The 13,235-nt window shown below is 56.9% G+C and carries 14 protein-coding genes and 3 tRNA genes; 13 read left to right on the top strand and 4 right to left on the bottom strand.

The features are described from left to right. The first annotated feature begins 5 nt into the window (after positions 1-5). The 4 genes from ABTW55_RS20855 to ABTW55_RS20870 are packed head-to-tail and all read left to right on the top strand — an operon-like array spanning position 6 to position 3,595. Complete coding sequence (locus ABTW55_RS20855; RefSeq protein WP_060420544.1) at positions 6-953, top strand: 4-hydroxyproline epimerase; 948 nt, start codon at positions 6-8, stop codon at positions 951-953. Beyond that, positions 953-2,077: an FAD-binding oxidoreductase gene (locus tag ABTW55_RS20860; protein WP_060420547.1), complete on the top strand. Its 1,125-nt coding sequence runs from the start codon at positions 953-955 to the stop codon at positions 2,075-2,077. The genes ABTW55_RS20855 and ABTW55_RS20860 overlap by 1 nt, the downstream gene beginning before the upstream one ends. Continuing rightward, entirely contained in the window at positions 2,074-2,334 is a 261-nt protein-coding gene (locus ABTW55_RS20865; protein ID WP_033637952.1) for a (2Fe-2S)-binding protein, read from the top strand. Before ABTW55_RS20860 ends, ABTW55_RS20865 begins: the two co-directional genes overlap by 4 nt. Then, a complete protein-coding gene (locus tag ABTW55_RS20870; protein WP_060422277.1) occupies positions 2,327-3,595 on the top strand; it encodes an FAD/NAD(P)-binding oxidoreductase in 1,269 nt (422 codons plus the stop codon). Before ABTW55_RS20865 ends, ABTW55_RS20870 begins: the two co-directional genes overlap by 8 nt. Positions 3,596-3,636: 41 nt before the next feature. Here ABTW55_RS20870 and ABTW55_RS20875 read toward each other — a convergent pair whose 3' ends face one another. After that, complete coding sequence (locus ABTW55_RS20875; RefSeq protein ID WP_033637955.1) at positions 3,637-3,996, bottom strand: hypothetical protein; 360 nt, start codon at positions 3,994-3,996, stop codon at positions 3,637-3,639. Positions 3,997-4,540: 544 nt separating this feature from the next. Between ABTW55_RS20875 and ABTW55_RS20880 the strand changes: the two genes are divergently transcribed. Continuing rightward, entirely contained in the window at positions 4,541-4,855 is a 315-nt protein-coding gene (locus ABTW55_RS20880; RefSeq protein ID WP_033637956.1) for a hypothetical protein, read from the top strand. A gap of 171 nt (positions 4,856-5,026) precedes the next feature. Then, on the top strand, positions 5,027-5,458 hold the full coding sequence (locus ABTW55_RS20885) for a hypothetical protein (protein WP_047568120.1): 432 nt from the start codon (positions 5,027-5,029) through the stop codon (positions 5,456-5,458). Between the two features lie 18 nt (positions 5,459-5,476). On the opposite strand, the gene ABTW55_RS20890 is transcribed toward ABTW55_RS20885, so the two are convergent. Beyond that, positions 5,477-5,818: a GlpM family protein gene (locus ABTW55_RS20890; protein ID WP_033637958.1), complete on the bottom strand. Its 342-nt coding sequence runs from the start codon at positions 5,816-5,818 to the stop codon at positions 5,477-5,479. Between the two features lie 121 nt (positions 5,819-5,939). Further along, positions 5,940-6,164: a DUF2594 family protein gene (locus tag ABTW55_RS20895; protein ID WP_004927950.1), complete on the bottom strand. Its 225-nt coding sequence runs from the start codon at positions 6,162-6,164 to the stop codon at positions 5,940-5,942. Between the two features lie 703 nt (positions 6,165-6,867). On the opposite strand from ABTW55_RS20895, the gene uvrY reads away from it, so the two are divergent. The 6 genes from uvrY to ABTW55_RS20925 all read left to right on the top strand — a co-directional run bounded on the left by uvrY (position 6,868) and on the right by ABTW55_RS20925 (position 11,019). Continuing rightward, positions 6,868-7,524 carry a UvrY/SirA/GacA family response regulator transcription factor gene (gene uvrY, locus ABTW55_RS20900; RefSeq protein WP_004927947.1) on the top strand — a complete coding sequence of 219 codons (657 nt, stop codon included), beginning with the start codon at positions 6,868-6,870 and terminating at the stop codon, positions 7,522-7,524. After that, on the top strand, positions 7,517-9,349 hold the full coding sequence (uvrC, locus tag ABTW55_RS20905) for an excinuclease ABC subunit UvrC (RefSeq protein ID WP_048233314.1): 1,833 nt from the start codon (positions 7,517-7,519) through the stop codon (positions 9,347-9,349). Before uvrY ends, uvrC begins: the two co-directional genes overlap by 8 nt. Positions 9,350-9,407: 58 nt before the next feature. Further along, on the top strand, positions 9,408-9,956 hold the full coding sequence (pgsA, locus tag ABTW55_RS20910) for a CDP-diacylglycerol--glycerol-3-phosphate 3-phosphatidyltransferase (protein WP_033637960.1): 549 nt from the start codon (positions 9,408-9,410) through the stop codon (positions 9,954-9,956). A gap of 144 nt (positions 9,957-10,100) precedes the next feature. Further along, positions 10,101-10,176 (top strand) — tRNA-Gly (locus tag ABTW55_RS20915). Positions 10,177-10,849: 673 nt separating this feature from the next. Next, positions 10,850-10,923, top strand: a tRNA-Cys gene (locus ABTW55_RS20920). Between the two features lie 10 nt (positions 10,924-10,933). Further along, a tRNA-Leu gene (locus ABTW55_RS20925) sits at positions 10,934-11,019 on the top strand. A 178-nt stretch (positions 11,020-11,197) separates the two neighbouring features. Here the strand turns inward: ABTW55_RS20925 and ABTW55_RS20930 are convergent. Beyond that, positions 11,198-12,538 carry an anaerobic C4-dicarboxylate transporter gene (locus ABTW55_RS20930; protein ID WP_033646470.1) on the bottom strand — a complete coding sequence of 447 codons (1,341 nt, stop codon included), beginning with the start codon at positions 12,536-12,538 and terminating at the stop codon, positions 11,198-11,200. Between the two features lie 231 nt (positions 12,539-12,769). Between ABTW55_RS20930 and ABTW55_RS20935 the strand changes: the two genes are divergently transcribed. After that, the gene (locus ABTW55_RS20935; protein ID WP_033638002.1) at positions 12,770-13,222 is read left to right on the top strand and encodes a PaaI family thioesterase; all 453 of its coding nucleotides are present in this window, start codon (positions 12,770-12,772) and stop codon (positions 13,220-13,222) included. Positions 13,223-13,235 lie beyond the last annotated feature (13 nt).

Consider the following 13,235-nt stretch of genomic DNA (forward strand, 5'->3'; position numbering starts at 1 on the left):
CGCCGATGGCACTTTCTGCGCATATCACCGCTTTGCGGGCGATCGATTCTCATACCGGCGGAGAGCCGACCCGCCTGATCGTGGAAGGTTTTCCCGATCTCGGCGCGGGCAGCATGGCGGAACGGCGGGCGCGCTTCGCGCAACATTATGATGATTGGCGCTGCGCGGTGATGCTCGAACCGCGCGGCAATGACGTGCTGGTGGGGGCGTTGCTGTGCCGACCCTGCTCGCCACAGGCCACCGCCGGGGTGATCTTCTTTAACAACAGCGGCTATCTGGGCATGTGCGGGCACGGCACTATCGGGCTGATCGCTTCGCTGGCGCACCTGGGGCGCATCCACGCCGGGCGTCACCTGATAGAGACCCCGGTCGGCCCGGTAAACGCCACGCTGCACGAGGACGGCAGCGTCACGGTAGAGAACGTGGCGGCTTATCGTTACCGCCGCCAGGTGCGGCTTGAGGTGGCGGGTTACGGGCCGGTGACCGGTGACATCGCCTGGGGCGGCAACTGGTTCTTCCTGATCGGCGAGTCGCCGTTGCCCATCGATAAACAAAATCTGGAGGCGTTGACCGCGTTCACCTGGGCGGTGCGGCAGACGTTGGAACAGGCGGGCATTCACGGTGAAGACGGCGGAGCGATAGACCATATCGAACTGTTCGGTGACGATCCGCAGGCCGACAGCCGCAGCTTCGTGCTGTGCCCCGGTAAAGCCTATGATCGTTCCCCGTGCGGCACCGGCACCAGCGCCAAACTGGCGTGTCTGGCGGCGGACGGCAAACTGCCGCCGGACACGCAGTGGCGGCAGGCCAGCGTGATCGGCAGCGAATTCCAGGCCTATTATCGTTGGAACGGCGATCGCATTGCCCCCTTTATTCGCGGGCAGGCCTACGTGTGCGCCGATAGCCAGCTGCTGCTCGACGAACGCGATCCCTTCGTCTGGGGAATACGCTGATGGGCGCCGAGCGGGGAGCCGATGTCATCGTGGTCGGCGCCGGCATCATCGGCGCCGCCTGCGCCTGGCGGTTGGCGCGGGAAGGCTATCGCGTCTCGGTGGTGGACGATCGCCGCGCCGGCACCACCGCCGCCGGCATGGGGCATCTGGTGTGCATGGACGATAATCCGGCCGAGCTGGCGTTGAGCGCTTATTCGCTGCGGTTATGGCGTGAAGTGACGGGGCGCATGCCGCAAGCGTGTGCCTGGCGCGGCTGCGGAACGCTATGGCTGGCGGATAAAGCGGATGAAATGGCCATCGCCGAGCAAAAGCGGGTGCGGCTGGCGGAGCAGGGTGTGGCCGCGGAACTGCTGACGGCGGAACAGATCGCCGCCATGGAGCCGATGCTGCGGCACGGCCTGGCCGGTGGGCTGCGGGTGCCGGGCGACGGCATTCTGTATGCGCCGCTCGCGGCTCGCTGGCTGTTGGCCGACGGTGGTGCGGCAATCGACGTGGTGCACGGCGAAGCGGCAGCGTTGGAAGAGGGAGCCGTGCGGCTGGCGGACGGCAGGCGCCTGGCCGCGCCGGTGGTGCTCCTGGCCTGCGGCCTTGGGGCCAATGGCCTATTGCCGCAGACTTTGCTGTACGCCAAAAAGGGCCATCTGGCGATCACCGATCGCTACCCACCGCGGGTGCGGCATCAACTGGTGGAGTTGGGGTATGGAGCCAGCGCGCATGCCAGCGACGGCACGTCGGTGGCATTCAATGTGCAGGCACGGCCCACCGGGCAATGGCTGATCGGTTCTTCTCGCCAGTTCGGCGCCGTCGATTCGGCGTTGGACATGCCGCTGTTGGCGGCGATGCTTGCGCGTGCGCAGCATTTCTTGCCCGCACTGGCGCAGATGAACATCATTCGCTGCTGGACCGGGCTGCGCGCCGCCTCCGCCGACGGGCTGCCGCTGTTGGGCGCGCATCCACGGTATTCCTGGCTGTGGCTGGCACTGGGGCACGAGGGATTGGGCGTCACGACCGCCCTCGGCAGCGCTGCGCTGATCGCTGCGCAGATCGGCCGGCAAACGCCGGAGATTGACGATTCCCCGTATTTGGCGGCGCGGGCGTTTGCCGCCGAGGAGCTGCCTGTATGAATGAAAGACAAAACACGATCACGTTGAGCATCGATGGCGAGCACCGGCGGGTGCCGGTTGGTCTCAGCGTTGCTGCGGCGCTCAGCCTGTGCGGCGACGATCGTTGTCGGTTGTCTGTTTCACATCAACCGCGCGCTCCCTTTTGCGGCATGGGCGTTTGTCAGGAATGCCGTGTGACCATTAACGGTCTGCGTCGCCTGGCGTGCCAAACGCTGTGCCAAGCCGGCATGCGCATTGAGAGGAGCGATGATGAGTAACTTAGACTGTGAGGTGCTGATCGTCGGTGCCGGGCCGGCCGGCATGGCGGCGGCGCTGGCCGCGGCGGAAAGCGGTGGCCAAGTGCGAATGATTGATGATAATCCGCATCCCGGCGGGCAAATTTGGCGCGATGGGCCACAGGTGGTTTTGCCTGAAACGGCGAACCGCTATCGGCAGGCGGTGGCGACGAAGGAAAATATTGCGCTGCAGCACGGTTGCAAGCTGGTGGCGCAGTGTGGCGCTAACCGATTGGCATATGAAGACGCCGAAGGCTGCGGCGTGATTCGCTATCAAAAGCTGATTCTATGCAATGGCGCGCGTGAACTTCTGCTGCCGTTCCCCGGCTGGACGCTGCCGGGGGTGACCGGCGCTGGTGGTCTACAGGCGCAAATCAAGCAGGGGCTGGCTATCCGCGGCGAACGAGTGGCGATAGCCGGCAGCGGGCCGCTGCTGTTGGCGGTGGCGAACAGCGTGAAACAGGCCGGAGGCGAGGTGGTGCTGGTGGCTGAGCAGGCGCCGCTTTGGCGGTTGGCGGCGTTCGCCGGCGGCCTGTGGCGTTGGTCAGGCAAGCTGCGTCAGGCGTTTTCTCTGATGCCGCATCGTTACCGTGCCGGTAGCCGGGTGCAGGCGGCGTTGGGGCAAGAACGTTTAACCGCGGTGCGCGTCAATAACGGCGGGCGGGAAAGAACGATCGCCTGCGACAGGTTGGCCTGCGGTTTTGGTCTGGTGGCGAACATTGAGTTGGCGATGCTGCTGGGGTGTCGGATAGAACACGACGCCGTAGCGGTGGATCATTGGCAGCAAACCAGCCAGGTGCAAATTTTTGCTGCTGGGGAATGTACCGGCATCGGCGGCAGTGAATTGGCGCTCACCGAGGGCGCCATTGCCGGTTATGCTGCCACCGGGCAACGGGAAAAGGCGGATCGCCTGGCGGCGCAGCGGCGGCGATGGCAGCGTTTCGCCACGGCGGCGGCCAGTGCCTTCGCTCTCGATGAGCGCTTGGATTCGCTGGCCAAACCACAAACGCTGCTGTGCCGCTGTGAAGACGTCATGCTGGAACAGGTGCGTCATCAGCCGGATTGGCACACGGCCAAGCTGGGCAGCCGCTGTGGCATGGGGGCATGTCAGGGTAAAGTCTGTGCGACGGCGGCGAGGCAGCTTTTTGGCTGGCCTTTGCCGCCGCCGCGTGTGCCTTTAACGCCGGTCAGAGCGGAAACGTTGGTTGCGCTGGGGCTGCTTGGCGATGACGACGACGGCTGAATGGGTTAGCGGGCATTCCGCACCCGGCAAACGCCGCTATATCACCATTGCGGCCAATAGTAGGTTTTCTCTCGCCAGCCTTTGCCGTACATGCAGGCTTCGATGGTGGCGTCTCGTGCGGACTGATTGCGATCGGTTTGCACTGTTTTAATCGACGGTTCCTTGTCATAGCGGTATCCCGATGGACAGTCTTTCTTATTTTTCTCGCAAGGAATGTATTTGTTTTCGTAGCTGAACTCCACGTCCCGCACCACGTCCGGCGGAAAACGTTCGTAGCCGCGACTGCGGCATTCGGCATATTCGGCATTTCGGGTACTCTCAACCGCGCCGGGCCTTTCCCATTGGGTGCAGGCGGTCAACATCAATAACGGTAAGGCAATCAAACAACGGCAATTCTTCATGGTGTCCCTAACTCTTTCTCTATCCTGAGGCTCGCTGACTAGGAATGTTCCTAACCGGTGAGGTAGGGCAGTGTAATAAACTGGCGCAATAATTGGAAATGATAATGGTTATTGTTTAGGTATGATTGAGGAAGTGCCGCGTTGAGAGAGGATGTGGCGCATTGAGTGAAGTCTGTAGGAAGCGGCGACCTCATGGCGAGGGCAGGCCGATGTGGCGCTGGTTTTATTCATTCTCTTTTTGCCGCAAGGATCCGAGCATCATTGCATCGTTATGAGTAGAGAAATAATATGCAGGCTAAGCATGTTCTTAGCTGGTTTGAATATTATCTTTATTTAGGATATTTACCCATGCCAAGGATTTAATTCTCGGTATTAATACCCTATTTTTTTATTTCTGTTTTTTTAATGGGGTTTTATTTTCGGATTTTATCCAGAAGAGAATTTTTAGTTACAGGGAATTCATTTGCATTTTAATTTTGGATTTTTTAAATTCAGTTCAGAGGAAGGATAACCGTTCGCGACAGCTACAAAAAAGGAGTTTATTTTGTCAGGGATAAAGAAAACGCCTGAAAGTCATGACGGTTTACCTGCACCATCAGAGGATTATGATACTTTTAAGCACCTCTCCGATGTTGGCTCCGTGTTGGGATATGGGCGAACTCGCTTTTATCAGTGGTGCCGTAGCCGCGGATTTCTAACTCCGATGAACGTTCCGTCTCATGAAATGATCGCCCTGGGATATATGGTGGCGGTGTTATCAGAGACCGGCCATACCCGGGTTTACGTCACGCAGGATGGTTTCAGTTACGTCAGTGGCGCTTTTGCTGCAGATATTCAACGTGGCATGATCAAGTTTTAAATCTGCAAGAATCGCCTTCATTTCAATGGCTTTAATGCAGAATCTTCTTATCCCTGCAGGTTCGTGGGAGGAGTGGGAAGTTATCCGATTTTTTCGTCTCTGCGGTATGAATGCTACTGGAGACAGCTATTCTCTTGTTACGATAAGCATTATTTTCTTCAGGAGCCAAGGATGAAGCATTACGCCGCGTTGTTATTTGCCTCTGCACTGTTGACGGGATGTGCGACCCAAGCCGTGCCGCCGCAACAGGCTGAGTTGCCCCCCCCAAGCCGTCTGATGCTCTATCAGAATATCCCGGATACGCCTTACGCCACGGTGGTGGTGGTGCGCGACAGCGGAATGCTGGCGGGCAGCTGCCGCACCGGCGTCTATGTGAATGGGGAGTTTGCCGCTTCGCTGGAGGCGAAAGAAAAAGCAGAGTTTCGCGTGCCGCCAGGCAATGTTTCGGTCAGTATCGGGCAAGATATGATCGAGAATCACCTGTGTATTTGGCGTGAGACCGGCGGCAGTATACCGATGACGCTACGCGCCGGTGAAAGCCGCTATCTGCGTATCGCCGGCGATCGGCAGCGTGGCTTTGTTTTGCAGGCGGGGCGACCGTAATCTGCCCTGGCAAGGGCGTTAACGCCCTTGCCACCATCCCCACAGCGTAATGAGTAGCCACGCTGCCGCAATCCAGCACAATACCGCCGCCCCCAGAGCCAACGACAGCCGCAAACTGTTGATCAGGAAATACAGCGAGATCAAATACACCAGGTAGGGCAGCACCGCCCACATGCCAAAAATCAGCGTGGTTTTCAGCGCCGCAATGGAACGCTCGTTGCCGACAATGTAATGCGCAATCAGGGCGAAAGTGGGAAAGAGCGGGACTAAACCGGCGATATAATAGTTGCGCGTTTTGGCCAACAGGCCGATCAGAACCACGACCAGCGCGCCGATCAGCGCTTTGACAAGGATGGCCATAACGGTCTCGGGTGTGGGGGAAAGTCAACACACTGCCCGAAAGCACGTGCAAGATCAATGGGGTGTGGCGTAGCGCGGTGAAAAGCAGACCCACAAGAAGTGCGGGTCTGGGACGCAACGCTTACTGACGGTAAGCGTGCTTGATTTGCTGAATGCTGTTCTTGAAGATTTCCGCCTGGGTAGGATCTTCAATCTGGGCGATGAAACGTTCCATGTTGATGATGACTTTCCCGGCGTCGGCCTGGCCGATCGACTTCAAGATCAGCGTCAGCGTAGCTTTGAGGCAGGCAACCTCGGTCGCCAAGATTTCCGGGTTTGCAGACGTAGTGAAATCAACGTTGCTCATTTTCTCTCCTGATTTTTTGAGGCCGTAGCCTGATACAAGCTGCTTTGGCGCACCGCGCGCGGGCTAAACGTTGCCCCGCGCGCAGCGGCGAATTTAACTGGGCGCGGAGTATAGCATAGCATGCGTCCGTCATCTGCACCGGGCTTGCTCCGGTCATGCGGGCGGGCAACGTTCGCTCATTGCCATGCTGAATCATCCGCTGTCGGCCAGTTATTTCGAGGTGGTTAACAAGTATTTGTCCGGCACGTTATTGTTGAACAATGGGGGGGATTATAATTATTTGGGCGGGGAACACCGATTTTACCGGCGTTTGCCGAGAATAATAGTTTCGAACGCGGGTTGCCAAACCCACGTTGGCGGCGGATTTCGTTACGCCTTTAAATATCAAATGATTACAAACAGCCAATGGCCGTGTTAATATTATGCATGTCGCGATTGCTTACACAGATTTCTCACGCGCAACATGATTGTCGCGCTATCCTGTGTTTGGTGCAGCGCCGCGCAATTATTTTCGTCGTCCGATCTTTTCCAACGTGACGATTTATCGGCGGCATAGACGGCTAAAATTGAAAAATCAGCTCTGCTCCGCAAAGTTATTCGAAAGTATGTATTAATCTGTGTTCATTCTTGTCTGAAAAACAAGTAATATCTCTGGCGAAAACAGAGGCCGATTGCGTTACTCCCTTTTTTTGGAGATTTTTCCTTGATTAGCGTTCTTCTTGTTGATGACCACGAACTGGTGCGCGCAGGGATACGACGCATTCTTGAAGATATCAAAGGTATAAAAGTTGTCGGTGAGGCTCAGTGCGGTGAAGACGCCGTAAAATGGTGCCGTGGCAACGCTGTCGATATCGTGCTGATGGACATGAATATGCCGGGCATTGGCGGGCTGGAAGCCACGCGCAAGATTGTGCGTTATGCACCCGACGTCAAAGTCATCATGTTGACCATCCATACTGAAAATCCTTTGCCCGCGAAGGTGATGCAGGCGGGTGCCGCCGGTTACCTGAGCAAGGGCGCCGCGCCGCAGGAAGTGATTAACGCCTTGCGTTCCGTGCATGCGGGGCAGCGCTATATCGCGTCTGATATCGCCCAGCAGATGGCCCTGAGTCAGCTGGAGCCGCAGGCTGAAACGCCGTTCAGCTGCCTGTCTGAACGCGAGTTACAGATCATGTTGATGATCACCAAAGGCAAAAAGGTGAATGAGATCTCGGAGCAACTGAGTCTCAGCCCGAAAACGGTGAACAGCTACCGTTACCGCATGTTCAGCAAACTGAATATCAGCGGCGACGTCGAATTGACTCACCTGGCCATCCGACATGGATTGTTCAATGCGGAGACGTTGTTAAGCAGTGAATGACCGTTTTGATGCCAAAGCCTTCTTGAGTACCGTCACCAGCCAGCCCGGCGTCTATCGTATGTACGACGCCACGGGTACGGTGATCTACGTCGGTAAAGCCAAAGACCTGAAAAAGCGTCTCGCCAGCTATTTTCGGCAGCAGGTCAGCAGCCGTAAAACCGAGACGCTGGTTAAAAATATCGCGCAAATAGACGTAACGGTTACCCACACCGAAACGGAAGCGCTGCTGTTGGAACATAACTACATTAAATTGTACCAACCGCGATATAATGTTCTTTTGCGAGACGATAAATCTTACCCGCTGATTTTTCTCAGTGCGGATACCCATCCCCGTTTGGCGGTGCATCGCGGCGCCAAACACGCCAAGGGCGAATATTTCGGGCCTTTTCCCAACTCTTACGCCGTACGCGAAACGCTGGCGCTGCTGCAGAAGCTGTTCCCGATCCGCCAGTGCGAAAACAGCGTATATCGCAACCGGTCGCGCCCGTGCCTGCAGTATCAGATCGGCCGCTGTCTGGGGCCTTGTGTTGCCGGCCTGGTGAGCGAAGAAGAATACCGGCAGCAGGTGGACTATGTACGGCTGTTTCTTTCGGGCAAAGATCAGCAGGTATTGCACCAGCTGATTGCGCGTATGGAAGAAGCCAGCAAACTGCTTAATTTCGAAGAGGCGGCGCGCATTCGCGATCAAATTCAGGCCGTGCGCCGCGTCACCGAGCGGCAGTTCGTGTCGGGCGACAGCGACGATCTGGACGTGATCGGCGTGGCGTTCGATGCCGGTATGGCGTGCCTGCACGTGCTGTTCATCCGTCAGGGCAAGGTGCTGGGCAGCCGCAGCTATTTCCCTAAAGTGCCGGGCGGCACGGATATGAGCGAAGTGGTGCAGACCTTTGTCGGTCAGTTCTATCTGCAGGGCAGCCAGGCGCGCACGCTGCCCGGTGAGATCCTGCTGGATTTCAGCCTGCCGGAAAAAGACCTGCTTGCGGAGTCGCTCTCCGAGTTGGCGGGGCGCAAGATCCAAATTCAAAGCAAACCGCGCGGCGACCGCGCCCGTTATCTGAAGCTGGCGCGTACCAACGCGGCAACGGCGTTGACCACCAAGCTTTCGCAACAGTCGACTATTCATCAGCGGCTGGCGGAATTGGCCAAGGTGCTGAACCTGACTGAAATCAACCGCATGGAGTGCTTCGATATCAGCCACACTATGGGCGAACAGACCGTGGCTTCGTGCGTGGTGTTCGACGGTAACGGCCCGGTGCGAGCGGAGTATCGGCGCTACAATATCAGCGGCATCACTCCCGGCGATGACTACGCGGCGATGACGCAGGTGCTGAAGCGCCGTTACGGCAAGGCGCTGGAAGAGAAAAAGATCCCGGATGTCATCTTTATCGACGGCGGTAAAGGGCAGCTCGGCATGGCGATCGACGTCTTCAAATCGCTGAACGTCACCTGGGACAAGAATAAGCCGCTGCTGATTGGCATCGCCAAAGGCGCTGATCGCAAGGCCGGATTGGAAACGTTGTTCTTCGTGCCGGAAGGCGAGGGGATTTCGCTGCCGCCGGATTCGCCGGCGCTGCATGTGATCCAACACATCCGCGACGATTCGCACAATCATGCGATTACCGGCCACCGGCAGAGAAGGGCGAAAGTCAGAAATACCAGCGCATTGGAGCTGATTGAAGGCGTTGGGCCGAAACGGCGCCAGGTGCTGTTGAAGTATATGGGCGGACTGCAACCTTTGTTGAACGCCAGCGTGGAGGAAATTGCAAAAGTGCCGGGTATTTCACAAGCATTGGCAGAAAAGATCTACAATGCATTGAAACACTGAGGGCAATGTAGCAACATACTCTTAATTTCCACTCTAGCCAGATAGTTACCGTAGCATTATGCAATTGAATATACCGACTTGGCTTACCCTGTTTCGCGTAGTTCTGATCCCATTCTTTGTGCTGGCGTTTTATCTGCCGTTCAACTGGGCTCCGATGGTTTGCGCCGTTATCTTTGTGTTCGCCGCCGTCACCGACTGGTTTGACGGCTTTCTGGCACGCCGCTGGAAACAAACGACGCGCTTCGGGGCGTTTTTGGATCCGGTCGCGGACAAAGTGATGGTGGCGGTGGCACTGGTGCTGGTGGCGGAGCACTACCACAGCTGGTGGATCACGCTGCCGGCGGCCACCATGATCGCCCGTGAAATCATCATTTCGTCGCTGCGCGAGTGGATGGCGGAAATTGGCAAGCGCAGCAGCGTGGCGGTATCCTGGATCGGCAAAGTGAAAACCATGGCGCAGATGATGTCGCTGGTGGGTTTGCTGTGGCGGCCGGATCGCTCCGTAGAGTATGTGGCGATTGGCTTGCTGTATATCGCGGCGGTGCTGACTTTCTGGTCGATGTTCCAATATTTGAAAGCGGCGCGCAACGATCTGCTGGAACCGTGATCGATACGCTGCAAAAATCGGCAAACGATCGTGATGAGCCAACAATTTTATTGACTCATCACGTCAGGCAAGTAGAATGCATCGCATCAGACGACAACGATGAATTGCCGAAAGATAGCAAATAAATCAGTCAGTTCTGGTAATGCGGGAATAGCTCAGTTGGTAGAGCGCAACCTTGCCAAGGTTGAGGTCGCGAGTTCGAGCCTCGTTTCCCGCTCCAAACATTATCCTGTTGAATCCCCGTGATTCGGCAGGTAAGCGAAAAGGGGCTTCGGCCCCTTTTTCGTTTTCTATTCCTTTGCCGTCCGGTGAAACCCTTCTTCATCCTGCTACCTCGATTATTGCCACTATATCTGCTGTCGTTTTCATACCCAGGATGCATCCGTTGCATGGTGCAATCAGGCACATTTGATTGGGCGCCGTACGGTGTACAATCTGACGTCAGTCTCCAGCCTTGCAGTTGCGTTGGCCGTTCGGGGCAGCGGCACCGGAGATTCATGATAATGTTATGCCTGATATCCCATCACCATAAGCAAGTGAAAAGCCGCAGAGGGCGCGGGTAAGCGATTCCTGCCGAGAAAAAAGATCCGATTTGCCCGTGAATCCCTGAACCGATGCATATAAAATCAACATTTCGCTTGCCTTTCCGTTGGCATTGTGAACAGTGCGCCCACAAAATAAGCAGTTGAAAGCGTTAGAGAACTTTTTGCTATTTCGGGGGGTTGCCAAGGTGGGGGGTTTAGTCCATAATGCAGTCCATCGATTCGGCGGTAACGAAATAAATTACTTAAGAATCAGATGATTAAGATAAGCGATTTCAACATCGCCGATCAAAAGAACAAAACGAAGTGGGTGAATCACCGGCTTTGGCCTGAAAAGGCAAACAGAATAAAGGCGCGTTAACAAAGCGGTTATGTAGCGGATTGCAAATCCGTCCAGTCCGGTTCGACTCCGGAACGCGCCTCCAACTTTCCCGAGCCCGGGTGGTGAAATCGGTAGACACAAGGGATTTAAAATCCCTCGGCTTATGGCTGTGCGGGTTCAAGTCCCGCCCCGGGTACCAGGGAACGAAAATACCGAATAATCAAAGCAATAAATAGTAATGTCGTAGACCGCCGAGAGGCGGTTTTTTTGTGCCTGAAATTCGCGTTACACCTGTATTCTTCCCTTTTTTGTCATACCCCATGCCCATGGATTGTCATCCTGCTTGCAGGGAGCCCCGCAGGGCTCCGCAGTACCAATCATAAGAAACCGAACGCCGCAGCGAGGATCCAGCCGAAGACGCAGGAGACGCTAACGCCGATCAGGCCGGGCAGAATAAAGCTGTGGTTGATCACGAAGCGGCCGATGCGGGTGGTGCCGGAGCGGTCGAACTGGATCGCTGCCAGATCGCTGGGATAGGTTGGCAGAATGTAATAGCCGTAGCAGGCCGGCGCCGAAGCGACGATATAGGCCGGGTTGACGCCGATCGCCAGCGCCACCGGCACCAGTGCCGCCAGCGCGGCGGCCTGCGAGTTGACGAATTTCGACACCAGCAGCAGGATCAGCGCATAGGCCCAGGGGTACTCTTTCACCAGCACGCCCAGGGTGGCTTCGATCTGCGCCAGGTGCGCGCCGAACATGGTTTCCGCCATCCAGGCGACGCCATACACCGCCACAATGGCGATCATGCCGGAGCGGAACACTTCGTTTTTAGAGATAGACGCCGGGTTGGTGCGGGTAATGATGACGATCAGCGCCCCGGCCATCAACATGCACATCTGGATCACCAGGACCATGGAGAGCGGCTTGCCGCCGAAGCTGGGCCGCAGCTCGGAAAATGCCCCCAGCACCGCCACCAGGGCGATGGTAGCGAGGAAAATCCACATGGCGATCCAGTTGCTGCGTGGCAGCACCCGGTCCAGCAAGGTGGCGGCATCGCCATAGACGTAGCGATGGTTCTCCGGCACCGAGATGAATTTCTGGAACTCCGGATCTTTGTCCAGGTCTTTGCCGCGGAACCAGCTGAAGATGCCGATCGCCAGAATGCCGCACAGGGTGGAAGGAATGGTGATCGACAGCAGATCGAGGAATTCCAGATGGCGGCCATTGAAGGTATAGCTGCTGAGCATCGCCACCAGTGAAACGACCGCTACCGAAACCGGGCTGGCGATAATGCCCATCTGCGCGCCGATCGAACTGGCCGCCATCGGCCGTTCCGGGCGGATGTTATTTTTGATCGCCACGTCATAAATGATCGGCAAGATGGTGTACACCACGTGCCCGGTGCCGCACAGAATAGTGAGAATGCAGGTCACGAACGGTGCGATGATCGAGACGTAACGTGGGTTGCGCCGCAGCATCCGTTCGGCGATTTGCAGCATCACGTCCAGCCCGCCAGAGGCCTGCAGGGTGGCGGAGGCCGCCACCACCGCGATGATCACCAGCATTACGTCTACCGGTGGTTTGCCGGGCTGCAGGTGAAAGCCGAACACCAGGATCATCAACCCGATACCGCCCAGTAACCCCAGCGCAATGCCGCCCTTGCGCGCCCCATACAGCAGGCATGCCAATATAACCGCTAATTGCAGAAAGAAATCCATGATAGATGCGCCTTAATAATGTTGAACTTAACTGCGTTCAGTTTCCGGCGGCGGTTACAACAGAAAGTTGTTTTAAATCTAAAGGCGCTAAAAAATTGTGGTTATTAACGCTAAAGAGTGATGGTGCTCACACTCAGTGAATCAAGGGGGAAGAAGCCACCAGCACGAAAAAGCAAGCCAACAGGTCAGACCTCTACTATATGAAAGGTTTACTGATCCGAGGAGAAAACCATGGACCCGACAAAAATGACCGGGCTGGCGCTGTTACAGGCTGCAATGGCCGGCAAGATCCCAGCGGCCTCGATCGCTGAAACCGTGCCCATGAAGCCGGTTGCGGTGGAAGAAGGGTATATCCGCATCGTGGCGCGGGCAGACGGGCGCCATCTGAATCCGCTGGGTGGCGTACATGGCGGCTTTGCCGCCACGGTATTGGACTCGGTGACCGGTTGCGCGGTGCACAGTACGCTGGGCGCAGGCGTAGGTTACGGCACCGTCGATCTGCAGGTAAAAATGCTGCGCCCTGTGCCGAAGGAGAGTGACCTGATCGCCGAGGGGCGTCTGGTCTATGCGGCGAAGAACGTCGCTTTCGCTGAAGGCACGCTCAAAACGGCAGGAGGGAAGCTGCTGGCTTCGGCAACCGCCACTTGTTTTATCATTCGCCCCACCGAACAAGCACCGCAATAACCTGCTCGTTATC

Source organism: Serratia sp. SM04 (assembly GCF_040280225.1).
In the GTDB taxonomy this organism is placed as follows: Bacteria; Pseudomonadota; Gammaproteobacteria; order Enterobacterales; family Enterobacteriaceae; genus Serratia; species Serratia sarumanii.